Source organism: Ruminococcus sp. YRD2003 (assembly GCA_900109435.1).
In the GTDB taxonomy this organism is placed as follows: Bacteria; Bacillota; Clostridia; order Oscillospirales; family Ruminococcaceae; genus Ruminococcus; species Ruminococcus flavefaciens_G.
Genome location: FNZT01000011.1, coordinates 167,749 through 193,248, shown reverse-complemented (window position 1 = coordinate 193,248; position 25,500 = coordinate 167,749). Strand labels below are relative to the sequence as shown.

At 47.3% G+C, this 25,500-nt stretch carries 24 protein-coding genes and 2 rRNA genes; 13 read left to right on the top strand and 13 right to left on the bottom strand.

Going from position 1 to position 25,500, the window contains the following annotated elements; genetic code table 11:
- Positions 1-186, top strand: a 23S ribosomal RNA gene (locus tag BMX22_RS10950); the annotation flags it as partial.
- Between the two features lie 55 nt (positions 187-241).
- Positions 242-358 (top strand): 5S ribosomal RNA (rrf, locus tag BMX22_RS10945).
- A 39-nt stretch (positions 359-397) separates the two neighbouring features.
- Here rrf and BMX22_RS10940 read toward each other — a convergent pair.
- The 3 genes from BMX22_RS10940 to BMX22_RS16510 form a co-directional block, all read right to left on the bottom strand.
- Positions 398-970: a hypothetical protein gene (locus BMX22_RS10940; protein WP_074742484.1), complete on the bottom strand. Its 573-nt coding sequence runs from the start codon at positions 968-970 to the stop codon at positions 398-400.
- Complete coding sequence (locus BMX22_RS10935) at positions 957-1,499, bottom strand: RNA polymerase sigma factor (protein ID WP_074742483.1); 543 nt, start codon at positions 1,497-1,499, stop codon at positions 957-959. The genes BMX22_RS10940 and BMX22_RS10935 overlap by 14 nt, the downstream gene beginning before the upstream one ends.
- Positions 1,500-1,786: 287 nt before the next feature.
- Complete coding sequence (locus tag BMX22_RS16510; RefSeq protein ID WP_074742482.1) at positions 1,787-4,048, bottom strand: DUF6583 family protein; 2,262 nt, start codon at positions 4,046-4,048, stop codon at positions 1,787-1,789.
- Positions 4,049-4,381: 333 nt separating this feature from the next.
- Between BMX22_RS16510 and BMX22_RS10925 the strand changes: the two genes are divergently transcribed.
- On the top strand, positions 4,382-4,954 hold the full coding sequence (locus BMX22_RS10925) for a DUF1836 domain-containing protein (protein ID WP_074742481.1): 573 nt from the start codon (positions 4,382-4,384) through the stop codon (positions 4,952-4,954).
- Positions 4,955-5,131: 177 nt separating this feature from the next.
- Here BMX22_RS10925 and BMX22_RS10920 read toward each other — a convergent pair whose 3' ends face one another.
- Positions 5,132-5,872 carry a polysaccharide deacetylase family protein gene (locus BMX22_RS10920; RefSeq protein WP_074742480.1) on the bottom strand — a complete coding sequence of 247 codons (741 nt, stop codon included), beginning with the start codon at positions 5,870-5,872 and terminating at the stop codon, positions 5,132-5,134.
- Positions 5,873-6,070: 198 nt separating this feature from the next.
- On the opposite strand from BMX22_RS10920, the gene BMX22_RS10915 reads away from it, so the two are divergent.
- Positions 6,071-6,823 (top strand): SDR family NAD(P)-dependent oxidoreductase, encoded by a 753-nt coding sequence (locus tag BMX22_RS10915; protein ID WP_074742479.1) that lies wholly within the window; start codon positions 6,071-6,073, stop codon positions 6,821-6,823.
- A 201-nt stretch (positions 6,824-7,024) separates the two neighbouring features.
- Here the strand turns inward: BMX22_RS10915 and BMX22_RS10910 are convergent, their stop codons facing one another.
- Both BMX22_RS10910 and BMX22_RS10905 read right to left on the bottom strand, forming a co-directional pair.
- A complete protein-coding gene (locus BMX22_RS10910; RefSeq protein ID WP_031559991.1) occupies positions 7,025-7,270 on the bottom strand; it encodes an IreB family regulatory phosphoprotein in 246 nt (81 codons plus the stop codon).
- A gap of 233 nt (positions 7,271-7,503) precedes the next feature.
- Positions 7,504-7,686, bottom strand: a complete 183-nt coding sequence (locus BMX22_RS10905; RefSeq protein ID WP_031559989.1) for a DUF1540 domain-containing protein — start codon at positions 7,684-7,686, stop codon at positions 7,504-7,506.
- 130 nt (positions 7,687-7,816) lie between these two features.
- Between BMX22_RS10905 and BMX22_RS10900 the strand changes: the two genes are divergently transcribed.
- Both BMX22_RS10900 and BMX22_RS10895 read left to right on the top strand, forming a co-directional pair.
- Entirely contained in the window at positions 7,817-8,554 is a 738-nt protein-coding gene (locus BMX22_RS10900; RefSeq protein ID WP_074742478.1) for a DUF421 domain-containing protein, read from the top strand.
- Positions 8,520-8,897 (top strand): DUF4363 family protein, encoded by a 378-nt coding sequence (locus BMX22_RS10895; protein ID WP_074742477.1) that lies wholly within the window; start codon positions 8,520-8,522, stop codon positions 8,895-8,897. The genes BMX22_RS10900 and BMX22_RS10895 overlap by 35 nt, the downstream gene beginning before the upstream one ends.
- A 103-nt stretch (positions 8,898-9,000) precedes the next feature.
- On the opposite strand, the gene BMX22_RS10890 is transcribed toward BMX22_RS10895, so the two are convergent.
- Positions 9,001-9,234 carry a helix-turn-helix domain-containing protein gene (locus BMX22_RS10890; RefSeq protein WP_074742476.1) on the bottom strand — a complete coding sequence of 78 codons (234 nt, stop codon included), beginning with the start codon at positions 9,232-9,234 and terminating at the stop codon, positions 9,001-9,003.
- Between the two features lie 13 nt (positions 9,235-9,247).
- Entirely contained in the window at positions 9,248-9,946 is a 699-nt protein-coding gene (locus BMX22_RS10885; protein ID WP_074742475.1) for a hypothetical protein, read from the bottom strand.
- A 674-nt stretch (positions 9,947-10,620) separates the two neighbouring features.
- On the opposite strand from BMX22_RS10885, the gene BMX22_RS10880 reads away from it, so the two are divergent.
- The 4 genes from BMX22_RS10880 to BMX22_RS10865 are packed head-to-tail and all read left to right on the top strand — an operon-like array spanning position 10,621 to position 18,139.
- Positions 10,621-11,643 (top strand): Wadjet anti-phage system protein JetD domain-containing protein, encoded by a 1,023-nt coding sequence (locus tag BMX22_RS10880; protein ID WP_074742474.1) that lies wholly within the window; start codon positions 10,621-10,623, stop codon positions 11,641-11,643.
- A 4-nt stretch (positions 11,644-11,647) separates the two neighbouring features.
- A complete protein-coding gene (locus BMX22_RS10875; RefSeq protein ID WP_074742473.1) occupies positions 11,648-13,174 on the top strand; it encodes a hypothetical protein in 1,527 nt (508 codons plus the stop codon).
- A complete protein-coding gene (locus tag BMX22_RS10870) occupies positions 13,171-13,863 on the top strand; it encodes a DUF6063 family protein (protein WP_074742472.1) in 693 nt (230 codons plus the stop codon). The genes BMX22_RS10875 and BMX22_RS10870 overlap by 4 nt, the downstream gene beginning before the upstream one ends.
- Positions 13,847-18,139 (top strand): hypothetical protein, encoded by a 4,293-nt coding sequence (locus BMX22_RS10865; RefSeq protein ID WP_074742471.1) that lies wholly within the window; start codon positions 13,847-13,849, stop codon positions 18,137-18,139. Before BMX22_RS10870 ends, BMX22_RS10865 begins: the two co-directional genes overlap by 17 nt.
- Positions 18,140-18,186: 47 nt before the next feature.
- Here the strand turns inward: BMX22_RS10865 and BMX22_RS10860 are convergent, their stop codons facing one another.
- Positions 18,187-18,399 carry a hypothetical protein gene (locus BMX22_RS10860; RefSeq protein ID WP_074742470.1) on the bottom strand — a complete coding sequence of 71 codons (213 nt, stop codon included), beginning with the start codon at positions 18,397-18,399 and terminating at the stop codon, positions 18,187-18,189.
- A gap of 190 nt (positions 18,400-18,589) precedes the next feature.
- Positions 18,590-18,934, bottom strand: a complete 345-nt coding sequence (locus BMX22_RS10855) for a plasmid mobilization protein (RefSeq protein WP_074742469.1) — start codon at positions 18,932-18,934, stop codon at positions 18,590-18,592.
- Positions 18,935-19,437: 503 nt separating this feature from the next.
- Here BMX22_RS10855 and BMX22_RS16880 point away from each other — a divergent pair.
- The 3 genes from BMX22_RS16880 to BMX22_RS10840 all read left to right on the top strand — a co-directional run bounded on the left by BMX22_RS16880 (position 19,438) and on the right by BMX22_RS10840 (position 21,873).
- Entirely contained in the window at positions 19,438-19,677 is a 240-nt protein-coding gene (locus tag BMX22_RS16880) for a hypothetical protein (protein ID WP_318259731.1), read from the top strand.
- A 286-nt stretch (positions 19,678-19,963) separates the two neighbouring features.
- Positions 19,964-20,152, top strand: a complete 189-nt coding sequence (locus tag BMX22_RS10845) for a transposon-encoded TnpW family protein (protein WP_074742468.1) — start codon at positions 19,964-19,966, stop codon at positions 20,150-20,152.
- An 89-nt stretch (positions 20,153-20,241) separates the two neighbouring features.
- Entirely contained in the window at positions 20,242-21,873 is a 1,632-nt protein-coding gene (locus tag BMX22_RS10840; RefSeq protein ID WP_074742467.1) for a recombinase family protein, read from the top strand.
- A gap of 183 nt (positions 21,874-22,056) precedes the next feature.
- Here the strand turns inward: BMX22_RS10840 and BMX22_RS10835 are convergent, their stop codons facing one another.
- The 3 genes from BMX22_RS10835 to BMX22_RS10825 form a co-directional block, all read right to left on the bottom strand.
- Positions 22,057-24,114 (bottom strand): cellulase family glycosylhydrolase, encoded by a 2,058-nt coding sequence (locus BMX22_RS10835; RefSeq protein ID WP_081349173.1) that lies wholly within the window; start codon positions 24,112-24,114, stop codon positions 22,057-22,059.
- A 179-nt stretch (positions 24,115-24,293) separates the two neighbouring features.
- Positions 24,294-24,635, bottom strand: a complete 342-nt coding sequence (locus BMX22_RS10830; RefSeq protein WP_074742466.1) for a phenylpyruvate tautomerase MIF-related protein — start codon at positions 24,633-24,635, stop codon at positions 24,294-24,296.
- A 12-nt stretch (positions 24,636-24,647) separates the two neighbouring features.
- Positions 24,648-25,421 (bottom strand): type III pantothenate kinase, encoded by a 774-nt coding sequence (locus BMX22_RS10825; protein WP_074742465.1) that lies wholly within the window; start codon positions 25,419-25,421, stop codon positions 24,648-24,650.
- Positions 25,422-25,500 lie beyond the last annotated feature (79 nt).

Here is a 25,500-nt window from a genome sequence, read left to right as displayed (position 1 = left end):
ACAGCTGGGCAGCTATGTGCGGAACGGATAAACGCTGAAGGCATCTAAGCGTGAAGCCGACCTCAAGATAAGATATCCCATCGTAAGAGTAAGACCCCTCAAAGACTATGAGGTTGATAGGTGCAAGGTGTAAGCGTGGTGACACGTTCAGCCAGCGCATACTAATCGGTCGAGGGCTTTTCCTTTTACTTCATTCACATGAGGTTCTCCCTCAGCATTGAGCTTTGTTCAGTTTTTAAGAGTTGGTGCATATTGCGATGAGGTCACACCCGTTCCCATTCCGAACACGGAAGTTAAGCTCATCCGCGTCGATGATACTCGGCTGGTGACGGCCCGGGAAAGTAGATCTGTGCCAGCACTGATAAAGCTCCACCCAGAAGGGTGGAGCTTTTTTTGTCTATTCGAGCGGTATTTCCCAGTTTCCATAGATTGAAAGGTCTTGATCAGCCTTTTTTCGGCTTATCAGCTCAGTTATGGATATTGAATCTGCGTCAGCTATATCAAGGAGAAATACGGCTTTGCCGTTTTCAACCTCCGATATTTCATCGGTTGAAAAATCAGTGTTTTTCCCTTTCGATATAAATGTGCATTTACCGATTTTCAGTTGCTCACAGTCCTCATATGGCATTTTATTGATATAAGGTTCAAGTATCTGGACAGTAAGCTCGATCTGTTCCGATTTTCTGACAGCCTTAATGCTTATTTCATCGGTCGCATTTTCGTATGTGACACCTGTTACTGTTCCGAAACCGTTCTTCACATCGTGGAAGTATCCTCCGTTATGGATAGTGTATACTCCCGCTCCGAGCAGTACCGCTGCTGCGGGAATTCCTATGATAGCTGCATATGTCAGCCTCGAGCGCTTCGGACGAAATGCCGCGAACTCGTTATACAGCTTCATATCGACGCTTTCGGGAGCTCTTGAAGCGCCTTTCAGAGCAGTTCTTATTGTCTCGTCAGTATTTTTCATAGCCTTTTTCCTCCAGTTCTTTTTTGATGATGCTTCTGCTGCGGCTGAGTCTGCTCTTGACCGTTCCGCTCGGGATATGCAGTGCCGCGCCTATGTCGCTGATACTCATATCCGCGAAGTAGAACATATAAGTCACTGCGCGGAGCTTCTCGGGCAGAGCACTCACCGCCTTACGTATCTGAGCATTCAGTTCTCTGCGTTCGGATTCGGATTCAATATTCTCGTCGGAGCCCGCTGCCGAGAGCTGCCGTTCGTTCTCGTCCTGCGCAACAGTGCTCCTGTTCGACAGCCTGCGGGAGTTGTTTTTCGCGAGCCTGACCGCTATCCCAATAATGTAGTTTCGTGCCGACAGGTAGGCTTTCTCGTCCTCGTCGCCGCAGATCATCTTTTTCAGCTTTGAGAAGGCTTTCATCACCGAGTCGTGATACAGGTCCTCTGCCTCCGAAGCCTTGCCCGTCAGGTGGCAGCAGAACCCGTATATCGAATCGCCGTGCAGCTGAATTAGCCTCTCAAATTGAAGTTGTGTCATATTCTTGCCTCCTTCCGTATACATATTGTCACAAGCGGAGAAAAGGTTCACTGAAAAGGCATCGTATGCTCACAGCCTTGTGACTATATACATACAAAAGGCAAGCGGCGCCCAGCAAATGCTGACCGCCGCTCTACCTGTTAGGGTGGTTTATATGAAATGTGGAGATTGCTATATTTTTCTACATTGATATTGTATCTCTCATTTATGATACTTTGGTGAAAGAAAGCTGAAATACTGGAAAAATTGGAAAATAAAACGGCGGGATTATACCCGCCGTTTAAGTTTTACTTCATTCCTGTGAGCTTGAAGGTGACAGTGATAGTCTTCCATGACTGAACGCCCGAGAGGTCGACGCCGTTTTTGTATTCGCCGTCCTCCTCTTCGAGGTCGAAGTATGAGTCTGAGTAGATAAGCGCCGCAAAGAACTCTTCGTCAGCCTCGGTAGTGATGTCCTTGCTGACATCGTACGTCTTTCCGTCGATGTCGAGAGATGTTACCTCGATCTTGGCATTCTCCGCACCCTTTATGCCTTGACAGCCGATTACCAGAACACCCAGACCGTTGGGCATTGCAGTGAACTTCTCCAGATATTCGGGAGTATCAGCCGAAACGCTGACCGTATATGTGCCGTCGCCCTTGATGTCCGCGAATTTCGCGCCATAGGAGAGGTAGTCGGTGCCTTCGCCTGTGAAGAAGTGCCGCATATCCTTATCGTAGAGCATCAGGAACGCCTGACCGTCCTTAGCTGAGGGACCGTTAGCGGATGCGTAGAAATCATCGTCGTCGAAGTCATCATCGTCGTCGTCGAAATCGTAGTCGTCATCATCATCGTCGTCGCTGTCCCAGCCGTAGTCATCATCGTCGTAGTCGTCGTAATAGCTATCCCAGGTGTTGTACATTTCCTCAGCGCAATCCTTGGCGTACTCAGAGGCGTTTGTGTCCTTGATCCCGAGCTTCTTGAAGAGGTCGGTTAGGAACTTCTCCATTTCGTCCTGAGCAACGTAGTCGCGCCAGAAACTCTCCGAATCCTCCATATCATCGAGGACGAATGCTCCGTTCTTGGAGGGGATAGCAGGCTCAGCGCCGGTCTGCAAGCCTGCTGTGAGGGTGAGTTTTCCGTAGTTTGCGCCGTCGATAACGATATCGCCAGCTATCGCCTGACTTTCGCCGTCCGTGGAGAAGTCGAGCGGGATAGAATATTCGTCATCATAGTCCTTGATATTGAGGACTGTGCTTGCGTTGAAGTAGCCGTATTCCTCATCTACTATCTCGAAGTCGTTGAATTCGAGCGACCACGATTCATCCTCGTCGAGAATAAAATCAAGGGTTCCGCTGTACTTGTTATCTGACTCCTCGGCGCTGAGCTTGAAAGTAAACTCAGGCTCTTCGTAGCCGTCGTATAACCAGCACTCACCGCGTACCTTGCCGTCCTTCTTGCCGATAACGGCGAGGAACTCCTCGTTTTCATTGTTTGTCTTGGCGCCCCAGCCGCGGATAACGCCTTTGGCGTCGATGTATGTATCGAGTGTTACAACAGTCTCGGTATCAACGGTGTCGTCCTTGAGGTTCTCGATAGCGTCGTCGATCTCCTCAGCGTACTCGTCGGCGTCCATTTGGTGGAGGCGGTCAACGACTATCTCCTTGAGGAGTGCGTCGTCCTTAGCTGTTGTCAGCATTTTTTCTCCTATATCGATGAGCTTCTGCTGTGTGAGGTCCACGGAAACGACCGTGTAGTTCATATCAATGTCATTGATAGTGACGGTCTGCTTCTTCTCGAGCTTTACGTCCTCAACAGATTCGTTCCAAACCTTGATATAGCGGTCTGCGAGCTCCTCTATCTCCTCGGGAGCGATAACGGAGCGCGGGTCCTGAACAGCCTTCTTGTAGGCGTCGATGACCTCCTGCTCGGTGTCCGAGTAGGAATTCTCCTCAATCAGCTTTTCAGCCTCAACGGCTATCCACTGCTCCGTGAGCTCTGGTATGCGGACGAAATAGTCCATAGTAGAGTTGTCGGTCGCGATATCAGCCGTGACGAGCCTTTCGTCGTTCCAGTCGATATAAGTCTTGCCCGAGATAAGCGAATCCTTTGAGCTTCCCTCTCCGCCGATGGTGATATTATTAAGGTTATTGACGATGTCACGCTCTTCGTTCTTTGATACTCTGTCAAGGTCGAGCACGTCGATGAAAAAGTCTCTTGCGTCATCGGTGAGGTCATATCTGAGCGAGAGCTTTGTCTTCTGACCCGCCTCGAGCTTGTCGAGACCTCTCGCATAAGCGGTGGAAATCTGCTTTGCGGCAGCGTCCGCGTTCTTCTCGTACACCCATGCGTAGTAGCTCTCGGGGCTCGAGATGCGGAGCTTCACCTGATTCTTCACGAAGTCGGAAAGGCAGTAAGCGGCAATGCCTCCGCCTGCCACGACCGCCATAGCACCTGCCGTACAAACAGCAAGGCCACCGATGATGAGTCCTTTTTTACTCTTTTTTACGACGTCTACACCTGTAACGACATCCCCTGCGTTACTGTTGAAATCATTGTAATCAGCCATAGTTTGTCCCTCCTATGATCATCTGAAGTTTTTCTCATAATGTGAATGACCGACAAATCTTGTCTGCATTAATAGTATCATAAACCCGACACAAAGTCAACAGAACAGGCGATTTGTATTACATTTGTATATATTTTTGTTACATTTGTAACTATTCTTGAAAAATCTTGAAATATTATGAAATAATAAAGAAAAACGATATAAATTCAAAAAAAACAGTAAAAATCCGTTAAAACGTCAGATGATAGCACTTGCGGTTCAGACGAACTCGTGATATAATCAATATATTGTGTTTGAAGGTTAGAGTATTGCATTTGAAGGTTGGTGTAACTCGTGAAAAGGCTGATACCCGGTACTACCATAAAATATACCGAGCAGGCAAGAAATTCGGCGTTTTCGCTCATTTCTCCGGTGCTCGAGGCGACGGGCGGACTTACTCTGTCACAGCTCTCAAAGCTGACAGGGCTTGAGGGTTCGACTATCCAGAACTGGATAAAGCGCGGCTGGGTCTCGTCCACCAAGGGCAAGAAGTACGACGAGCAGCAGGTGCTCCGTATACTGCTGATAAATATGCTCCGCGGGACGATGAAGCTCGAGAGCATAGTCAACCTGATGACCTACATCAACGGCGACGTCGAGGACACCGCCGACGACATCATCGACGAGATACTGCTTTTTGACCTCCTGTGCAGAATGATATTCAACGCGGAGGATGAGGAGATATTCGCTCCCGAGGACGTGAAGGCGCTGATAGAGCGCGAGCTCGGCGAGTGCGACAGCGGTATCACCTCTGATGCGGAAAAGCTCAGCAAGGCTATGTACGTAATGGTCATGGCATACAGGAGTGCATGGCTCAAATCCGAAATGGAGAAGGGCATAGAAGAGATATTCGGCAGTGAAGAATGATAGTTCATCTGCTTGATATGAGGGATAGCGGACATCGGTCCGCAAAAGAGACTGCTTGGCGGCGTATGGGGGTATGCCGCAGAACATAGCAGCAAAGGGAAATACGGGGAATTATAATGGATGAGATTAGTATGCAGAAACGCCGGAGAGGACAAGCCTCTTCGGCGTTTTGCGTTGTTATACCGTAAAGCCCTGCTCGCGGAACGAGTCTATCACGTCGCCGAGTATTTCGGCATTCGTAGCAGATACCGAGTGCAGGAGGAGTATCTCTCCGCCGTGAGCCGACTTTGTAAGCTTCTCCATAGCCTCAGCCGCAGAGGGCTGAGCGTCGGTCTTCCAGTCGACGTAGGCAAAGCTCCAGAACACCGTCTTGTAGCCGCATTTCTGCACGGTCTCGAGCGCCTGCTCGGAATATTCACCGCACGGACAGCGGAAATACTGCATCTCATAGCCGTAGTTGTTGAGCACGTAGTTATGCAGCGACATTATCTCCTCGCGCGCGCCGTCCTCCGAGAGTGTGGGTAGGCTTGCGTGGGTCATTCCGTGGTTGCCGATGGTGTGCCCCTCCGCTATCATGCGCTTGACGAGGGCTTCCTCGCGTTTGGCGTAGTCGCCCGTGAGGAAGAATATGGCGTGAACGTCCTTCTCTTTAAGCGTATCGAGTATCTTCGCGGTATAGCCGTTCTCATAGCCCTGATCGAAGGTGATGATTATCCTGTTATCATCTGCCGACAGGGCGAAGGCATCAAGGTCGCCGTATCGGGCGTTGAACTGCATAGCGTCAGTCGGACGGTTGAGCGCGTCTACCGACGTTCCCTGCCCGTAGCCTATCCTTGTGCAGTCCGCGGCGCAGACCGATACCGTCGGCACGATAGCCGCAGTAAGGAGCGCCGCCGCAGTCGGAGCTATTTTTTTCATAAGCTTTTTTCCTTTGAAGTTTTGCAGAATGATTCTGCAAGCATAGTATGACACATGAAGCGGAGATTATGACTTGAAAAATATAGTGCAAAAATTTTGATATGATTGCAAAGAAAGAGATATCCAATTGTTGCAAAAAAGTAGTCCGCGTGTTATAATCATCGTATAAATTGCCCGAGGGCAAGGAGGTCAACTCTTATGGTAAACGTTAAAGGCAAATGGGCGCTTATCACGGGCGCGAGCAGAGGTATCGGGTATCTTTCGGCTATTTTTATGGCGAAGCAGGGCGCAAATCTCATTCTTCACAGCAGGGACGCGGCACATAGTGCAAAGGTGCTCGCGGACGTCAAGGCGCTGGGAGTTGAGGCATATGCTGTTTCGGCAGAGCTGTCAGAGCCCGATTCAGTGCAACAGATGCTCGCCGAGATAGACGCAAAGGGCACGCAGGTGGACATAGTTCTCAACAATGCGGGTCTCCAGATAGCCTACAGAACGGACTACCTCGCGACGCCGTATACGGACTATGATATCAGCTTCCGTATCAATACCGTCGCCCCAATGCTGATATGCTACCATTTTCTTCCCAAAATGGCAGAGAGAGGTTTCGGCAGGATAGTCAATACCACGAGCGGCATAGACCTTGAGCCCGAACAGGCAGGCTATTCTGCGGCAAAGGCAGCGCTGAACAAGGTAACGCACGATATAGGCAAGATGTACGACGGCACGGACGTGATGATAAATCTCACCGACCCCGGCTGGTGCAGGACCGACCTCGGCGGACCCAATGCTCCCAATGCTCCCGAGAGTGCGCTCCCCGGCGTACTGGTAGGAGCTTTCATGGATGACAAGAAGTCGGGACGAATATTCTCGGCTCAGGAGTTCACGGGGCTGACGCTCGCTGAGTCAGTTGCAAAGGCTGAGCAGCAGGACAGCGATTACCCGCAGCGATAAAAAAACAGCTGACGGGCATAGAGAATAGAATGATATAGAAAAAAGGATAACCACGGAATGTGTGGTGAGGGTTGGATTTCCCACGTATATAGGCGATATGCGGGAAAATAAAAGCGGCAGCTGTGTAAAGCTGCCGCATTTTTTTGTATACACGTCCGCGCCCTCAGTCCTGCTTGTCCGCAGGAGCCTCAGCGTGTGCCTTTATGCCTGAAGGTAAGACCTTACAAGCACCTGAAGAAGCTCATCTCTGTCGATGTGACGGATAAGGTTTCTTGCGTTATTGTATGTGGTTATGTAGGTGGGGTCCTCTGAGAGGATATAGCCTACGATCTGATTAACGGGGTTGTATCCCTTCTGAACGAGGGCGTCGTAGATTATTGTGAGATTTTTTCTGAGCTCCGCTTCCTTGTCTTCGTTAACGGAAAAGGTCATAGTTTTGTCGAACATATCATCAGCCTCCTGTTGGGAATAATTACTTCGGTAGAAGCTTAATACTATTATACAATAAAAACTCCGTCAATGCAAGAGCGCGGGATAAATTTTCCCGATTTGACTGTAAACGGGCTCCCGATTTGTCTATGTTTACCAATGGGGTAAGTCGGTGTACACGCGAAAAATACGGAGCGGGATTATGTAGGGGGTCGATGTCGGCATCGACCCGCTTGTTTTGGGTGTGGGTGTCAGTCGCAGCAGCCTGTGCGCTTGACGAAGCTGTTGCAGTCGGTACATTCGGGGACGGTGGGGTTCTCCTCGTGAGTGCCGACGGAGATAGAATCGAGCGAGCAGTAGTTCTCGGTCACCATATTGTGCTGGCACTGTGCCACCGAGCACTTGATACAATCGTTCTTATGCTTGTTATCCATGATACAAGCCTCCTTGAAAATATTTAGCTTTGAAGCCGTTCTTATTATGAGCTCACTGTCTTGTTTTTATTCAGAGCCGATACATATTTTTTTCTCAGACAGCCATACTACCATAAAAGGAGCTGTTGAAATGTCGGTAATACTTATCCGTTCGCTTATTTTGTATGTGCTGGTGATATTCGCGGTGCGGCTCATGGGCAAGCGCCAGCTCGGCGAGCTCCAGCCGTCCGAGCTCGTGATAACGATACTTGTCTCGAATATTGCGACCCTGCCGATAGAGGACGTGAATATCCCCGTTCTTGTTGGTATCACACCGATACTTGCTCTCGTCTGTTTCGAGGTGACAGTGTCGTGGCTGTGTCTGCGTTTTCCCGCGGTGAGGAGGTTCATCTCGGGCAGCCCGAAGATAGTCATCAAGGGCGGCAGGATAGACCGTCAGGCTATGGCAGACCTTCGCTTCTCCGTCGACGACCTGATGATGGCTCTCCGCGGGAGCGAGGTGTTCGACCTCGCGGAGGTGCAGTACGCCATTGTCGAGACGACGGGGAGTATGTCCGTGATGAAGAAGCCGACTGCGGACACTCCCACGCGCACTGAGCTGGACATACAGGCGGAGGACTCCGACCCGCCGCTTGTAATCGTCTCGGACGGGATAGTGCTGCACACAGCTCTGCGCTCGCTCGGCTTTGACAGGGACTACGCCGCCCGAACAGCCGAAAAAATCGGGCTGAAAACAGACGACATCTTCATCATGACAGCCGACAGTTCGGGGAGCTGCTTTATCTCTCCGCGTGACGGCGGCAGACCTATCATCACGCAGGGAGGCGACGAAATTGACAAGGGTAAAAATCAGCGCCGCGATACTTAGCCTGCTCATTGCAGCAAGCGTAGTATCGGGTATGTGGGTGAATGTGAGCTGTGGGAGGCTCATCTCCGCCGCAGATGAGGTAGCGGAGCTGTACGAGGGCGGCTCGCAGGCAGAGGCTGTCGAGTCCGCACGAGCACTGGAGCAGGACTGGGAGAGCTTCCGCAGGACGGCGGCGGTGCTGGTAAAGAGCGACCGTCTCTCGGAGGTAGACCGAATCTGCACGCGTATAAGCTACTACGCCGAGAACGGGCGTGACGAGCTTGTCCCCGAGCTGATAGAGCTGCACCATATATTAGAGCAGCTGCGCGACGGCGAAACACCGATGATAACTACGGTGCTTTAGTTCGTACAGAAAAAGGACACCTCCCCACAGGTGTCCTTTTTTCTTGGTATTATTCGAGTTCAGCGATGAATGCACTCATATCGTCTTCGATTTGTTCAGTGTGTCATTGCTGAGCCGGAGAGTTTTCGCCGCCGTCGTCCTGAAATTCGAGCAGGTCACCGGGCTGGCAGTTGAGGGCTTTGCATATCGCCTCAAGGGTCGAGAAGCGTATCGCGCTGACCTTGCCTGTTTTGAGCTTTGAGAGGTTGACGTTGCTGACGCCGACGCGCTCACTCAGCTCATTGAGGCTCATTTTTCTGTCCGCCATAACGCGGTCAAGTCTGAGGATTATCGACATACCGAGCACCTCCTTATAAAGTCTCGTCGGACTCTCTCTGGAGGTCTGTACCGTGCGCGAATACAAATGCGAGCATAAGGACTGCAAGACCTGCAACAATGGTGGTAAGGTACAAGCCTGAGATAACGCCATAGCCTATCAGCACGCCGCCGAAGATCTTCATATTTTTCACGGTAGTCTCAGTGAAAGGTGTTTCGCACTTTGAAAGCTCCTTGAATACACGGCGAGCAAAGAAAAGTGTTACAGCTGTAGCAGCGACAGAGATCAGTGCTTCGAGCACATTGAGTGAGAGCTTGCGCTTTATCGCACCCTTGTCAAACTCGCCGAAATCGCCTGTGAGCTTGAAAGTTGCGCCGTTATCACTGGTTTCTACCTCGTCAACATCGAGTGACCAGATACCGCCGATGTCGATCTTATCGTCCGAAATTGTTATACCTTCCTGGTCAACGTCTATGCGGAAACCCTGCTGATTATTTTCGCTGAAGTGGTAATTGGCAGTCTTGATATCGAAATCCATGTCATCCGCTTCGACCGTGACAACTGCATCTGCTGTGCCCGAAAGCTTTATCTTATCCATAGGGAAAGTGAGTATCCCTATCTCTACGATTATGATGCTTACGAAGCCCACGATGCAGAAGATGAAGGCGATAGTGCTGATGATCGAGCAAGCCTTGCCTATACCGTTGATAGCTTTCAAGTTTGAGTTTTTCATAATAATTTCCTCCTTTTTATCGGTGGAGGGATTTGTTGTTCCCTCCGTTGAGCATATAATACCACGGATATTAACGTTTGTCAATGGTTATTTATCGTTTTACGATAAATATTGTATGTTTGCATATAAACGGCATATCCAAAAATCGGTATACTTGTGCAAAATAAACGATAATAATTTATCGTTTATCATTAAATTGAAGTCTGCCTATTGACATTTCGAAAAAAAATGATATAATATAAATAAAGAGTACTGCGATAAGCGGTTCTCCCTCATGAATAGTTATATAGAAATAACCGCCCATGTGGAAGTGGGGCGGTTATTTCTTTTTGTTATTGTTAAGCTCTATAAGTGCAACTATAAGTAACATAAGTGTTAATAATTCCAGTATAGTCATCTTAACTCACCCCCGTTTCCGAGGGAAAGAATAGAACCGCCTACCGTTAGGTCGGTACTCATATAGAAGTTTTCAAAACAACTATTATGTAAAGACCTATACAGCGGGCTATAAAACAGAACAGGCTGATACTTTAAATGAGGTATCCGCCTGTTTTTTTATAATAACGCTCGAACTCTGAATAATCTGTTTCTTACAGCTGATAGCTTGCTTTTTCGACCAAATTATGCTACAATATGTATATACTATTCTATATATAGATTAGAGGTGGCAATGTATGAGTAAGCCTAGTAATACACTGTATAAAGCATTGCAGGATTTTCCTCGTAAGCGGATCACATTGGAGGAACTCAGCAGATTTTGTGCAGAGTCTGAACACCTCTATGAACAGATCAAAGAGCTAACCAATCAAGGTATATTAGTGCCTATCAAGAGCAGCGGAACAAATGGTAATCAAAAGAATCCTTTGTTTATGCGATACACTATCTGCATTGAAAACACGATGCAGGTATCACCTGATGAGATCAATGCACTCCATCCGAGACTTTCAGCAAATGGATATCTGCTTCGTAATCGAATGCAATTTAACAATAACAGGGCGTTTTTGTGCCGCTTGAGTGAATGGCTTACCGATCAAAAGGGCAATGATATGATGTCGAGGCGTGAGCGCTCCTTTGATATTTTCGGTGAAGAGAAGGAATTGGATCATCATTTAAGACTATTGGAAGCAATCGGAATCACAGGAGATATGCTTCGATATTATGAAACACCCGAACAGTGTTTTTCGGATTATATCCCCGTCCGAAAGTCAACTATGACCTTACTCATTTGTGAAAACAAGGATATATGGTTCAATATTCGTCGCCTTATGTATGAATCCCAAGCTAACACATTATTTGATACTCAAATTGATGGTGTGATTTTCGGGCAGGGCAATGACATCACGGGTAAGGATAAATTCCGTTCCTATGCTGCTTATCTTGGGGCTGATACAATTCGTTTTCTGTATTGCGGTGATATCGACAGAGCCGGCTTTGATATCTTTCTGCGGCTTTGCAAAGCAGCAGAGGAACTACATATCGAATTGTTCCTTCCGGCATATAAAAAAATGCTGGAACTGAGCCGTAACATTCAGCTTCCCGACAGTGACGACGGAAGATGTATCATGCCAGAAATTTCCGGAATACTTCCACATTTCACAACTGATGAACAGGAACAGATCACTCATATACTGCAAAATAATAAGCGTCTGCCACAGGAGATTCTTTCGTATCCCGTACTGGCGGACAACATGAGGTAAGATAATGATTTCAGCAGAATCCCAAGAATTGCTACAGGATTTTGAGAAGCGAATGCGATTCGTGAATCTTATCAAATACTGGCTGCAAAGAAGTAAACCAACGGAGATTCGCGAATTGTTGCATAATGATGATGATAAGACCGACAATCTGATCCTTATGGTAATGGTTTTTATCATGGACAGTACTCTTCGATACGGCGAACGCTGTACAAAGCAGGATATCACAGCATTTCTGCGGGAACTCGCCGATGTGTATGATTATGAACCCGAATCCGCAAAAATGCTGACCGATTATATTATAACAGATGTATTACAAAGCAACGGAAAAGTGCGCTCATTTGATACTTTTTACAACAGCGATGAACAATTCAGAGATCAACGCTCACTTATTCTCCTTGAACAGCAAAGCGGCAGTTATGTTCTGACAAATGAAGCGTATGAGTTTTTGTTTAGAACCAAGGAGATCGACAGCGAACTGGATTTTTCTGTTAACCGTTTCAAATTACAGGAGTTTATCAAACGAGGTAACTACGGTAAAGCGCTTCGGGAGAGTCGTGAACTGGTCAGCCGAGTCAGGAATCTGAAAACAAGAATGGACGACTTTATGCTCCGATGCAGGACCAATATCTCCGAAGTGTCGATTGATGAATATGAAGAGATCGTCTCGCAGGTAAAGGATTCCTTTGAGGACGAAAATAAGCAGCTTAGTGATATCCGCACTCTTGTATCAGCAAAGCTGCAAGCGATTGCAGATGCCCAGATCAATACAGACGAGAATATCGGTCAAACCGAACAAGAGATACGGGAAATACTTGAAAACATTGATACAGTAATAAGCGAGCAGAGCCGTGTATTTAATCAGAAATTCTCACTTTCCGAGCTATATGCTAATCTGTTAGATGACAGCTTTTCTTATTTGCAGGCAGGACGCTTTGACCTTGAACAGGAATTATTACTTCCCATGCAGAAAATGCATCTGCAAGATACAAGAAATATCGGAAAGCTGTTTGCACCGCTTTATCGTCCGATTTTTCCGCATATGTTCGGTATTGATTTCTTTTACAGCAGGCAAAATGCTATCCGGGAGAGTAACAGAGATGACGGCATTGATATCATAAGTGATGATAATGCTGAAACTGCGGCTGATATCAGAAATAAAAGATATGTGGAGATCATAAGAGGATTACTGACTTTTGCAGATAAAAACTCCATTTTCTGTTTTAGCGATTACCTTGCGGCGGTTCCAAAAGAACAAGTGCAGGAGCAGCTGCGGGAAAAATCCTTGCCTGATGTTATGTTAAAGCTCTACGGAATGGGAGAAATAGATGTAGCAGGCTGGCGCGCAGAACAGCAGGATATCATCGTTCCTGTCGGTGAATTTGACCTTTCCTATTGTCTGAGCGAACTCCCGGAGGAATTGATACAGATACAGACGATATTGATACAAAAGCTCGATGAAGCGATAACTTTATTGGATGCTGAGGGCGGCAGTATCAAAATAAATAATTTTAAGATCGAGGTGATAAGATGAAGCCTGAAAGTCTGAGACTGTTTGCAAAGCTGATGGAAAAGGGATATATCACCCGTGAACAAGATTCCTCATTTTACGAAGACTACTGTGATGCCGAAATTGCTTCCGAGCTTGCCATTATGGAGCAGGAACTGGATTTTACACTTTACAGAACAAACGGAAGGCTTTATCTCCTGCCGAATCCGAGCAACGAGTTGTTTTCACAGGATAATAGTGATTTTCGCCGCAGTGTCGGCAATGAAAAACTGGAAGAACTGTATTTGCTGAATTATATGGCGATCTTTCTTTTGCATGCGCTTTACGGCGGTAAAGGCAATACATTGCAAACGAGGTATTATATCAAAGAATCCGATTTTTTGACCGAGTTTACACAGCATTGCGAACAGGTACGAGCTGATGGTGAAGCGCTGAAAAGTGCCGCTGCACAGTATAGTATGGATTTCCTTCGTTTGGCAGATAACTGGCTTGCAAAGCGTGGCGATGAATCGAATTCAGTAGATACAAAGCACGGCTGTTTTATGAAGATCATCAGAAAGTTCCGTGATGAGGAATTATTGTATGATGCGGACGGTGTATGGAAGCCGACAGTAAAACTGAATGACCTGATGCCGTATTATTTATCGCAAAATCGTATTGCAGAGATACACGCTATTCTGGAGGGAGGAAGAACAGATGCCGGCGATCTGTAAGATCAGAATTGTGAATTTCAGATTCAATGACGGTGCAAAGCTGATTCCTGACGAGATATTCTGTACCGAAAACGCTGAGGGAAAGCCGATCGATACCCTGCTGAATCTTGATAACGGCGGCGGTAAGTCTGTGATCGTTCAGCTGTTGCTCCAACCAGTTTGCCCGAAAGCAAAGGTTCAGAACCGCAATATCAGCGATTATTTTCAGAAAGGCACTGACCACGCTTTCATTCTGATAGAATGGGCGTTGGACGGCTCAACTAACAGTCTGCTGACCGGTATCGCATTGGCTGCAAGCACGACAGCAGATGATGAGAACGAAAGCAAAACGGTTCGTTATTACACGTTTATGCACGATTATACAAGAGCCGGCGATAAACTCGACCTGATCAATCTTCCACTTACCGAACGGACGGGCAATCATATCCGTCCTATGTCGTTTGATGATCTTCGTAAGTATTTGCAGAACAGAAAGGTCGAATATTATCCTTCCGATTCGTTGCGGCGATATCATAAACGCTTGGAGGAATACGGTATTCTCCACACAGAATGGGAAAATATTCTTGTGCGTATCAATGCAGTAGAAGGCGGCATTACAAAATTCTTTGAGGAATACCGAACCGCTGACAGACTGCTTGACAAGTTTATCATTCCGGGTGTGATGCCGAACGATACAGAATCAGCGGAAGCTCTGGAAGAAATGTTCGTCCATTATGCGGACAGCTATGCAGGGCAGGAAGAAAATCTTCGCTTGCAGTCACAGATAAAAGCTTTTACGGAAAAGCTGCAAGGGATACTTCCGTTTATGAAGAATATGTGGGATGCCGAAGATCAGAGGATACAGGCAATTCGTTTGCTGGCTGACCATTTGTTCACACTTGATCATCATATTAAACTGGAAAGTGAGAAGCAAGCGCAGATCGAACAAACAATAGGCAACTTGAAAGCAAAACTGCATCACATCAAAGCAGAGAAGGCTTCGGAGACTTATTATCTTGCACAGGAGAGTTTTGACAAAGCATCTACGGAGCTTGAAGAATGCAGACAGCAAAAAGAAGATTCGGAAAACCAGCGTGACAAGTTTGTCCATATGGTCAAAGTATTGAATGCTGCAAAGGAATACGCAGAACTGCTTGAACTGCAAAATGATGAGAAAGCATTGACTGCACAAATCAGAGAGTTGGAGCAGGGAACGCAGGATTCTCGCATTCTTTCCTTGAAGTATTCACTTTCCTTGCTGGCAGCCAAACTGATACAACAGACAGAAAGTGATTTGCATCAGGAAGTATCAGCAAGGAAAGACCAATCAGATGCACTCTGTAAGGTAAAAGAAAAGATTGAACAGATTACCACACAACGTAATGAAAATAATACCAGCTTAAATCAGACGATCGGCAGCCAAAAAATAATGCTTGAGCAGATCAATCGGGGACTGTCAGAGCTTGCCTTACACATCACGGTCATGCTTGACGGAAGCTATTCTAAGGAGGATATCGAGAGTATCCGTTCAGGTTATGATAAAAAGATCAAAAATGCAAATAACGACATTGAAAGATGTCAAAATGAAGCAGAACAGCTTGGGCAGGAGCTTGATGCTCAGGATGCAGAGCGCACGGAGCTGACCCAAGCACAGGCAAATTGTAATGTCAGCCTGCAACAGCACGAGACCGCAATGGAACAATACAGAGATGCGTATAACTCTGTTCTTTCTGTACTGGAGCATCTGTCAATACCTGAAAGCCGGTTGTTTACTGATGAGCCGATAACAAGCCTTGATAATATACTTGCAAAGCTGAGAGAACAACTGAGACAAACCGAGTATTCAGCTGAATTGCTTGCAGAACAGCTCAGATGTATTGAAGCAGGACAGCTACACCTTTCTAAAACAGCAGTTGACTTCTTGCAGGAATCGGGCGTTTCTTTCCAAACAGGCGAGCGGTATCTGAATTCTCAGTCACCCATAATACGGGAGGATATTCTTGCAGTCAATCCGCTTGTCGCTTATGCCGTCATAGTTGATTCCGAAAAGGAGCAGATAAAGCTGCTGTCACAAACAACAGATTTATGGCTGTCGGCTGTTGTTCCGGTATATACACGTTCTGAGCTTGCCGATATGGCAGACGGGAAATGGAGTGAGCATAACCGGTTCCTCTCTGCATTTGATAAGGAATACTTTCGTGATGCCTCTGCTTACAAAGATCTCATACAGCAAAGACTGGATGATGCAAAAGCTGAGATTGAACATATTAAGCGTCAGATAAGAGAGTGGGAATCAGAACACAGCATACTCTCTGCATTTACATATTCCGCCGATGATGAGCAGCATATTCAGGAGCAGATCAATTCTTGTCAGTCAGACCTCCAAACAATTAAGGATTCGCTATTGGCACTTGACAAAAGAAAAGCGGATATCAAAAAGCGCACAGAGGAACTTCGTGAACTTATAGATGCAGAGCAGCGCGTTTTACGCCATACAGAAAATAATCAAAAAGAATTTGAGCGTATTTGCGGTGATATTTCGCAATATGAAGAACTAAGCAGACAAATAACTGATATGGAATCAGCCTGCAACCGGCTTGCCGTTCAGATCGAGTCAGAGCAAAGGGAAGAAGGCAGGATCACAGAGATCATACAGGAATGCGACGACAAAATCAAGCAGTTCAATGAAAAACTGACAGAATATCAGAATTTGACTGCCGAGCTTAAAGACACACCGAAAGCAGAAGTGCTTTCCGAAGATTATTCTGCAATGCTTGCAGAATATCGTATGTATCAGGAGAGTCATTCTGCAAATCTTCAGGAGCTTCATAGACAACTGCAAAAGGTGCAGAAGAGCATAGGAACAAAAGAAAAAGGCATTCAAAGATTTCATATTGAACCGACAGAATATGAAAGCACTACATATTCCGACGATGCTTATCATCGTGCAGAGCAACAGTCTGCTCAGGCACAAAAGGAATGCGATCAGGCTTCCGAACAGTATTCGTCTGCTGTGGAATGTCATGCGAAAGCCGAAAGCGCATTTGAACAGGCAAAGGCTAAGCTCTCGGAATTGCATACCGAGCTTCTGCCACGATCAGAAGTGGGGGCGGATTTTGAACGCCGTATAGCAGAATGTGAAGCTGCTTTACAAGTTTCAGATCATAATATGCGTGAATGCATTGAACACCTGAACGAACTCCATGCAGATCATAAATACGCAGCTAAATATGCGGAAAGATTTACACTGGAATTTGCAGATTATGTTCCAAAGCTATCAGAAGAAAAGCAAGATACCAACAAATTGCGTGATGCAATCGAGAATAGCATCGAGCAACTGAAACAAGCTGAGAACAAAACGAAGAAGTATCACAGCACAGAGCTTGAACCGTTCAGAAACACGCACACCTTGTTTACGGGAACGCTTGACGGTATTTTATCTGTTATCGACAATCATGATATCGCAGGCGATAAATACTTCACGCTTTACGAGCGTACAGAAGGTGATATAAAACGTTATCAGGATCGCATCGCTCAGCTTGCTGTTTTGCTAAAAGATGTTGAGGACAGCAGAAAGCAGCTTGTCACAAATTGTCTTCAGCGTGTCGGACGGCTGTATGAAAATCTTACGATACTATCAAAGAAGTCAACGATACAGATCGGTAATGCGAAAAAACAGATGATACGAATTGATCTGCCTGTCATTGAATCCGTGAGCGAGCAGCCTGCTGAAAGGATCAATCACTATATTACAGAGCAGGTGAAAAAATATCTGTCCGAACAGGATTCTTCGGCAAAATCACATCACGAACATCTGGCAATCAGGAGACTGTTGAATTGCTACATCGGCAAAGAAACCATTCCAATCACCGTTTTCAAGATTGATAAGAATGTCCAGAACAGCCGTTATCGTTCATGGCAGGACGCATTGAAAGCTAATTCCGGGGGAGAACAGTTTGTTGTACTGTTTTCGCTGATCGTTTCCGTAATGAATTACACACGGAGTCTAACGAGTAGTCTGAGCACTACAAGCGGTGTGTTGATCCTTGATAATCCGTTCGGACCTATCTCATCACCGCATCTTCTTGAACCGATGTTCCGTATCGCACGGCATTTCCATATTCAGCTGATTTGCCTGACACATCTTGGTACAGCTGCTGTAACGAGCTTTTTCGATATGGTATATCAGCTTCGTTTTAAAAGTCTTCCGCTATCAAACATGGAAATACTGGAAACCGAGGCTAAACAGCATATGGAACACGCTTATTATTTGTCAGAACAGCTTTCACTTTTTTGATAATAGCAACAGGGCATTGCCAATCAACGGTAACGCCCTGTTTTCTATTATTCGTCCTCATCCGAACACTCATCCAGACCATGAATAAGCTGAATATAAACGCACTCCGCACGTTCATGCTCCTCGCCGTCCGTAGACATCATCATTTCAAGGAAATAGGCTTTCGCTTCTTCGTAGTCCGTCCAGACCTCACGCTTGCCGTTGCAGACAGTAATAACCTTACGTGTCCTCGGCATTGCCAATTCAGGTGTTTTCAACATAACTGTTACCTCCAAATCAATATTGTAGATACAGTATATACCATAATTCTTCCGGAGTCCAGCATATCGGAATAATTGTAACCATTATTGTGAAAGGCGCAGCAATTTCAAAAGCCTGTCCAGTGCATTGCGCACATATCAAAATCGGTGCTGTCGGGATTTCTCATGACAGCACTTTTCCATTTTTTACTTATCGCTTCAACTGCAAGACCTTCGTATGCAGAAATAGCAGAGGGTCGATGATCTGACCGGCAAGGCTCTCGACTTCTTCAATATCTTCCTTGTAAACCTTGTTCGTGACATTTGCACGACGGGCAATCTGGTTGATATTGTTGGCAACGTTATTGGCGATGCGGGTGAGTTCTTTCAGTTCGTTTTCGTTGACCTGAGCAATGTAACCCTCGAAGATCATGGCTCTTACAAATGTGCTGAGACTGCTCATACCGCTGTTCTCAAACTTCTTCTTGATAGCCGCCATTTCTTCGGGGCTGACACGGACTTTCAGGTACAGTGTACGCTTCTTTTCGTCTTTCATTTCTCTTGTTCTCCTTTTTATTTTTCTCAATTCGGGGTCGTAGGGGCAGCGCCCTCTGCCAAGCCTTGTGAAGTGTGTGTAGTCGCTTTTTGCGCCCACACTTCACCGTGCTTGCTGGTAGAGTTTCGCCCCTGTGGGGCGAATGTCATTTCCGAGCTTTTCGGCTTGGTCTTTTTTCTCGATTCCGAGAATTGGAGCTGTGCGACTTTCTCTATATCGTCGCTCCCCATTACCAATATAGCGCACTTTCCCGATCACGTCAATAATAAATTTCAGATTTTTTATGTTCGCTCAAAATCGCTTCGTCAAAATGACCGGATAGCATAAACAGCGAAATAGCTTACTTTCAGTTTTTTGAATCTAAAAATTCCCCGGACATTTGTTAACAAACTGTGAATGAAAGTTTGTGCGCAATGCGGCTTGTATTTCAAATGAAGAGTGCGCTATAATTGGATCATGGCAGGTGATCTTCGGTCACTCGGCTCTGCCTGCTGAGAACAAATATGAAAGGTTGTGATTTTTCTATGGGCATCTATACAGAGAAAAGAGATCAGCTCATTGAGAAGATCAAAGGTTTGGAAAAGCGTATCGCAAGCGATACTGCAAAAAAGAAAACGCTGGAGGACAAGCTGAAAGAAGTTTCCCGTCTTGCTATGGCAGAAGAATACAACTGTAAGCCCCGTGAGCTTGATGAGATCATCACCTCGGAGCATTCGCTGTTGCAAAAACTCCGTGCAAGCTGACTTTCCGATGACGAGCTGCTGAAACTGGTTAGAGGTGGAAACTCTGAGAATGAGAAAAGCGATACCGCCAATCTCACTGTTGGCTTCGGGCAGCAGATGAGCTTTACGGATAAAGCGAATCCCTATGAGGATTAAAACTATCCGATAATAAAAATAGCTATGCAATGGGACGGCACTTGCCGTTCCGCACAGCTATCATAAGACAACAATCATGAGGGTAAGAGAGATAAAGCGATGCCCTCACTCTAAATGCATAGAGACAGACAAGCAAAGGAGAAAGATCGCTATGAATACAAACACTACTTTTAATGTAACGTCCGAGTATAAGATCGGGCATACCCTTTACACGGTGACAACCGTGTTCAACCCTGCTTCAAAGGAAAGCCTTTCAGATATTCTGAAAAGGCTGATCATCAGGGAGAGTGAAATACTCCTCGGTGAATCCGGACAAGAACCTGAGAAGCAGGCTGTGTAACTTTGGAATTTCGGCGCATTGCTGTTTACGGTATATTGCGCTATAATGATAACATAGCTTGCTGTATCAGTCGGAAAGAGAGGTAAATTATGACAGACAAGATCACAGCATTATATTGTCGTCTGAGCCAGGACGATATGCTTGATGGCGAGAGCAACAGCATCACCAATCAGAAAGCTATCCTCCGGAAATTTGCTGATGATAACGGGTTCCGTAATCCGGTTTTCTACGTTGATGACGGAGTTTCCGGAACGACGTGGGAGCGTGAGGGCTACAAGGCAATGATGGCTGATGTGGAAGCCGGAAAAGTCGGAATTGTAATCACGAAGGATTTGAGCCGTCTCGGTCGTGACTATCTCAAAACGGGTGAACTGATTGAAATGGTATTCCCCGATTATAATGTCCGCTATATCGCCATCAATGACAATGTAGACACGGCAAAGTCCGAAAATGAGCTGCTTGCGTTCAAGAATATTTTCAACGACTGGTATGCCCGTGATACAAGTAAGAAGATCCGGGCGATCTTCAAAGCGAAGGGACAGTCCGGAAAGCCCCTATCCAAGCCGATCTATGGCTACAAGACATCTGCCGGGGACAAGCATCTCTGGGTCATTGATGAGGAAGCAGCCGAAGTTGTTCGCAAGATTTTCCGGCTCTGTATCGACGGATATGGACCGGCCCAGATCGCCAGGATTCTGACTGAGCAGGGTATCCCCACGCCGACTGCCTACGCATTGTCGCAGGGCAGGGACAACGGTCACAAGAATGCTAACCTTAATCGTTGGGGTATGGAGACTATTTCGGGTATTCTCGAAAAGCCAGAATATGCAGGTCACACTGTCAACTTCCGTACTCATGTGAAGTCCTACAAAAACAAGAAGCGTGTGAATAACCCAAAAGAGGATTGGCTGATTTTCGAGAACACTCATGAAGCTATTGTCACTCAGCAGGAGTTTGACTTGGTTCAGGAGCTTCGCAAGAACAAACGCCGCCCGACAAAGCACGAAGAAGTCAATCCGTTTTCAGGCATCTGTTACTGTGCCGACTGTGGAAAGAAGTTGTATCTGTGCCGAGCGACAACCATGACTGCCGACCAGGAACATCTGAAATGTGGAACTTACGCCAAGGATAAGAATGGCTGTACTATTCACTTCATCAGGACGATCGTGCTGAAAGAGATCATACTCGGTGAACTGAACAAGATGATTTCCTTTGTCAAGGAGAATGAGGACGAGTTTGTGCAGGCAGCGATGGATAATTCCGTTCGGAAGCAGTCCTCAGAACTTACCAAATCCAAGAAAAAGCTGAAAGAAGCAGAGAAGCGTATTGCAGAACTGGATCGACTGTTCACAAGGCTCTACGAAGACAATGTATCTGGCAAGATATCCGATGAGCGCTTTTCTATGATGTCCACAGGATATGAGGACGAGCAGAAAAAGCTGAGAGCAACCGTAGCAGAGCTGACTGCTTACATTGATACTGCCGAACAGAAATCCGCCGATGTGTCAGCTTTCATAAGGGCAGTACAGAAGTATGAGCATATTACGGAGCTGACACCTGAGATCATGCACGAACTGATTGAGAAGATAGTCATTCACGCTCCCGACAAGAGCAGTGGGCATCGTACTCAAGAGATTGAGATTCACTATCGTTTCGATGCTGCTGTAACGACTGCCGTTGCAGACAGTATGAAGTATGACAAAAAGAGAAAGGCTGCGTAACCGTATTGGTTACGCAACCTGATCTTCAAATCATAAAAACTTCTTTATTAGTACCCGCCTTTATGCAGTACTCACATATATTATAGCACGGTATTTATTACCTGTCAATAAAAGAAAAATCCCGCTGTAAAGCGGGATTTTTTATTGTAGTTTAAAGTCATCTCTTACATGAAAACAATATTCTTACCAATCACCATATTCAGAAGAGTCTTCAGGAGGCAAGACGATAGGTGGTTGATTAGCATAAACTGGAAGCTCACTGATGTTCTTTGCATCGAGCATCTGTATCGCAAGGGCGTCCTTGGCAGTAACGCCGTCGCCTACATTGTAGCAGTCCGCGTTCTTCTTAGCTTCGTCTGTGAGCTTGAACTTGTCACCGTTAGCGATGTTCTGGAGTATCGCTACCGCGTCCGCGACCGTAACTTTTTTATCAAGATTAGCATCCCCGTACAGAACAGTACCAACAGAAGGAGTATCATTGCTGCTGCTACTACTGACGATACCTGCGGTGGTAGTAGATGTGGTAGTTGTTTCGGTAGGGTCGGGAGCTCTCGTGCCGATGTAAGCGCCGTTTTCGTAGCACTCTTTACATACGGGGAATCCGAGAGGGCCGTAGATAGCCTCAGATTTGAGTATCTCCTTGCCGCAGTGCTCGCAATTCACCTTATCCTCACTTATAGTAGTAGTTGTTGTTGCTGTGGTAGTAGATGCAGCAGTTGACTTAGCGGAAGCAGTAGTGCTGCTTGCGGGGTCAACGCTTATGGGAGTACCGCTGCCCTTCTTGCCGCCGTCGAGGTTGCTTCCCTCGGTGTTTGCGTAGTTGGAGTAGAAGTCGTTGAGGGAAATACCGTTCTTGCCGAGAGCGACCTGATGGTCGAGACCGATGTACTTGCCCGAAGAAGCGGTCTGCCAGAGAGCCTCCTCAAAGAGCTTATACTTGGGCTCGTTCCACTTGATGGATGTGCCGGAGCCCTGTGTGAAGCCGAGGCTGTCCCAAAGTCCGCCCGTATCGCCGGAGTTGGTGTTGAGGCACCAGAAAGTGTGGTTGATGTGGTGCTTTATCATATAGTCGCGGAGGAGAGTCATCCATTTCTGGTTCTCGGCACCGTCCATGTGACCGCCCCACTCGCCGATGAGCTCGGGACCGATCTCCTCAGCGTTGATGTAAGCCCATGTATCGTACCAGTAATCGTCGAGAAGGGTCTTCTCGGAGAAGTCCTTGTCGAACCATGTCTGCGCATAGACCGACGGACCGTAATCGTGCGGAGAGTAAACTATCTGTGAAGTACCCTGCTTGGGCTTGATGGGATACTTTCTTGCGCCGCGGAAGTTACCGCCCCACCATGCGCCGATGTAGGGGGAGTTGTCACGTCTGTCGGGCATACCCCAGTAGTCGCCCTCCATAGCGCCGCTCATAGACTGCTCAACACCCTCTACGAGGATAAGCGCCTTGGGGTTAACGTCGAGGATAGCCTCGGCGCACTTAGTAGCCGCATAAGCCCAGTTGTTCTCGTCGGTAGAGCCGTCCCACTTGGCAGCGTCCTTGCCTTCCTGACCCTTGCCGTGAGGCTCGTTCTTTAGGTCGAAAGCGAGGAGCGTGTCATCGTTCTTGTACTTGTCGGCGAGCCATACGAGTGAGTCTATCCACACATCGGTGGTGACGCCTGCCTTGCCGTACCAGAGGTTGTAGTTATGACCCGAATTGTCGGTATGCGGGCTGTGGATATCGATGAAAGCCTTGATACCGTGCTCCTTACACTTCTTCATCATGATGTCGAAGACCTGCATGGAGTCAACGGGGGTCTTGCCGTCCTCCGAGCAGAAGTCGGGGTTGATAGTGAAGGACGGGTCGTTGTTGCAAGAGAAGCTGCTTACTGCATTGGGCTTGCCTTTCATCCAAGAAACGATGAGTTCGGTGGATATCGGGAAGCGAATGATGTTGATACCGCGGTCGGCTATCTCGGTGAGACAGTCGTCGGCGTCGGCACTCCAGAGGTAGTGCGGGCACGCTTCGTTGCAGTTGAAGCCGAACCAGTTAGCGCCCGTGAGCCAGACCTCGTTGCCGTTCATGTCGTAGAGACGGCTGCCCTCAGCGTGGAGCCAGTCGTCGTTTCCGTCATCCACCGCGGACGCCGTCACAGCGGGCGATGACAGGACTGCCTGAAAGCTCGAAGCGGCGCCTGAAACGGTCAGCGCGCCCGCCGAGGCAACGGCAGTCATTGCCTTGAATAATTTCTTCATGGTTAATTTCCCCTCTCGTGGACGCCGAGATATTTTTGTGCAGCGTCCTATCACCTTCATTGTAACATCTGAGAGCGGAAATGTCAACAAAAATATGCAATATTTCCGCATTTTTTCATCTTTGTCCACGCGATAAAAAAGGGGCGGTGTCAACATCGCCCCATGGTGTTTCGCTTTTATCAGAAATTCGAGCCGTTCCAGCCCCAGCTCTCGGTTTCGATGTATTTGACATAGACTCTGTCGGTGGATATGCCGAGTTCATTGGTGAGTATGCCTGTGATATGGCTGGTGAGAGTAGTCTTGGCGTTGTGCGAAGCTCCGCCGTAGAGGCTCACGTCCACCATTGCAGCGGGCTCGTTGGTGCCCTTGAACCAGAGCAGGTAGTCGGGCTCGATACCGACCATGAGCCAGTCCTCTGACTTGCCTGGGATAGCGGTGATAGCCTGACCGAGAGCGGACTTGATATCCGAAGCGGCGTCGGGAGAAACGGACACATTAGTTTTAACATTTATGAATGGCATAGTGATTACCTCCTATTTTTTCTTGTTTTTATTGTAGATTATCGCAAGTCCCTTTATGAGGAGGTCCTTGTCGAGGATGACCTTTTTATTGCAGAGGGGAACAACTACCTCCGCGAGACCGCCTGTGGCGACTGCCGTACAGCTCTCACCCATTTCAGCCTCGATACGCTCGATGATACCGTCGAGAGCGCAGGCGTTTGAGTAGAGCGAGCCGCTCTTCATGCAGTCGATAGTGTTCCTGCCGATGATATTGGGCGGGAGCTCAAAGTCTATCTTCGGGAGCTGTGCGGTGCGGTTGATGAGAGCATCGGTGGAGACCCCCATACCCGTGAAGATAAGACCGCCCAGGTAGTTTTTGTTGCTGTCAACGACCGATACCGTCGTAGCGGTACCCATGTCGATGATTATCAGGGGAGTGGGGTACTCGTTTATGGCGGCTACAGCATCAACAGCCTGGTCGCTGCCGAGCTGGCGGGGATTGTCGATGAGGATATTCAGTCCCGTCTTGACACCGGGGCCTGCCATCATTACCTCAACGCCGAAGAGCTTGCGGATAGCCTCCTTGACGGTATTTGTCACGGACGGCACGACTGACGACATTATCGCGTCGTGGATATCGCCGCACATGAAGTCGTTCATTTCGAGGATATTGCGGATAAGAACAGCATACTCGGTGGCGGTGGCGTTGTGGTTGGTGGAGATGCGCTCGAAAACGAGTATCTTGCCGTCGTTATCCACACAGCCGAAAACGATGTTTGTGTTGCCTATATCAACTGCTAAAAGCATGGTCAACCTCCTTTGGCAATTACTGTAAGCATATTATATCACAGAATTTCGGTAATAGCAAGAGTAATTTCCGTTTTAG

Coding starts and splice junctions, on each gene's coding strand:
- BMX22_RS10880 (WP_074742474.1), top strand. CDS start 10,621: ATGAGTAAGCCTAGTAATACACTGTATAAAGCATTGCAGGATTTTCCT.
- BMX22_RS10910 (WP_031559991.1), bottom strand. CDS start 7,270: ATGTTCGACAAAACTATGACCTTTTCCGTTAACGAAGACAAGGAAGCG.
- BMX22_RS10865 (WP_074742471.1), top strand. CDS start 13,847: ATGCCGGCGATCTGTAAGATCAGAATTGTGAATTTCAGATTCAATGAC.
- BMX22_RS10825 (WP_074742465.1), bottom strand. CDS start 25,421: ATGCTTTTAGCAGTTGATATAGGCAACACAAACATCGTTTTCGGCTGT.
- BMX22_RS10915 (WP_074742479.1), top strand. CDS start 6,071: ATGGTAAACGTTAAAGGCAAATGGGCGCTTATCACGGGCGCGAGCAGA.
- BMX22_RS10860 (WP_074742470.1), bottom strand. CDS start 18,399: ATGTTGAAAACACCTGAATTGGCAATGCCGAGGACACGTAAGGTTATT.
- BMX22_RS10830 (WP_074742466.1), bottom strand. CDS start 24,635: ATGCCATTCATAAATGTTAAAACTAATGTGTCCGTTTCTCCCGACGCC.
- BMX22_RS10940 (WP_074742484.1), bottom strand. CDS start 970: ATGAAAAATACTGACGAGACAATAAGAACTGCTCTGAAAGGCGCTTCA.
- BMX22_RS10875 (WP_074742473.1), top strand. CDS start 11,648: ATGATTTCAGCAGAATCCCAAGAATTGCTACAGGATTTTGAGAAGCGA.
- BMX22_RS16510 (WP_074742482.1), bottom strand. CDS start 4,048: ATGGCTGATTACAATGATTTCAACAGTAACGCAGGGGATGTCGTTACA.
- BMX22_RS10920 (WP_074742480.1), bottom strand. CDS start 5,872: ATGAAAAAAATAGCTCCGACTGCGGCGGCGCTCCTTACTGCGGCTATC.
- BMX22_RS10905 (WP_031559989.1), bottom strand. CDS start 7,686: ATGGATAACAAGCATAAGAACGATTGTATCAAGTGCTCGGTGGCACAG.
- BMX22_RS10840 (WP_074742467.1), top strand. CDS start 20,242: ATGACAGACAAGATCACAGCATTATATTGTCGTCTGAGCCAGGACGAT.
- BMX22_RS10835 (WP_081349173.1), bottom strand. CDS start 24,114: ATGAAGAAATTATTCAAGGCAATGACTGCCGTTGCCTCGGCGGGCGCG.
- BMX22_RS10935 (WP_074742483.1), bottom strand. CDS start 1,499: ATGACACAACTTCAATTTGAGAGGCTAATTCAGCTGCACGGCGATTCG.
- BMX22_RS10890 (WP_074742476.1), bottom strand. CDS start 9,234: ATGTCGATAATCCTCAGACTTGACCGCGTTATGGCGGACAGAAAAATG.
- BMX22_RS10870 (WP_074742472.1), top strand. CDS start 13,171: ATGAAGCCTGAAAGTCTGAGACTGTTTGCAAAGCTGATGGAAAAGGGA.
- BMX22_RS10845 (WP_074742468.1), top strand. CDS start 19,964: ATGAATACAAACACTACTTTTAATGTAACGTCCGAGTATAAGATCGGG.
- BMX22_RS10885 (WP_074742475.1), bottom strand. CDS start 9,946: ATGAAAAACTCAAACTTGAAAGCTATCAACGGTATAGGCAAGGCTTGC.
- BMX22_RS16880 (WP_318259731.1), top strand. CDS start 19,438: ATGAAAGGTTGTGATTTTTCTATGGGCATCTATACAGAGAAAAGAGAT.
- BMX22_RS10855 (WP_074742469.1), bottom strand. CDS start 18,934: ATGAAAGACGAAAAGAAGCGTACACTGTACCTGAAAGTCCGTGTCAGC.
- BMX22_RS10900 (WP_074742478.1), top strand. CDS start 7,817: ATGTCGGTAATACTTATCCGTTCGCTTATTTTGTATGTGCTGGTGATA.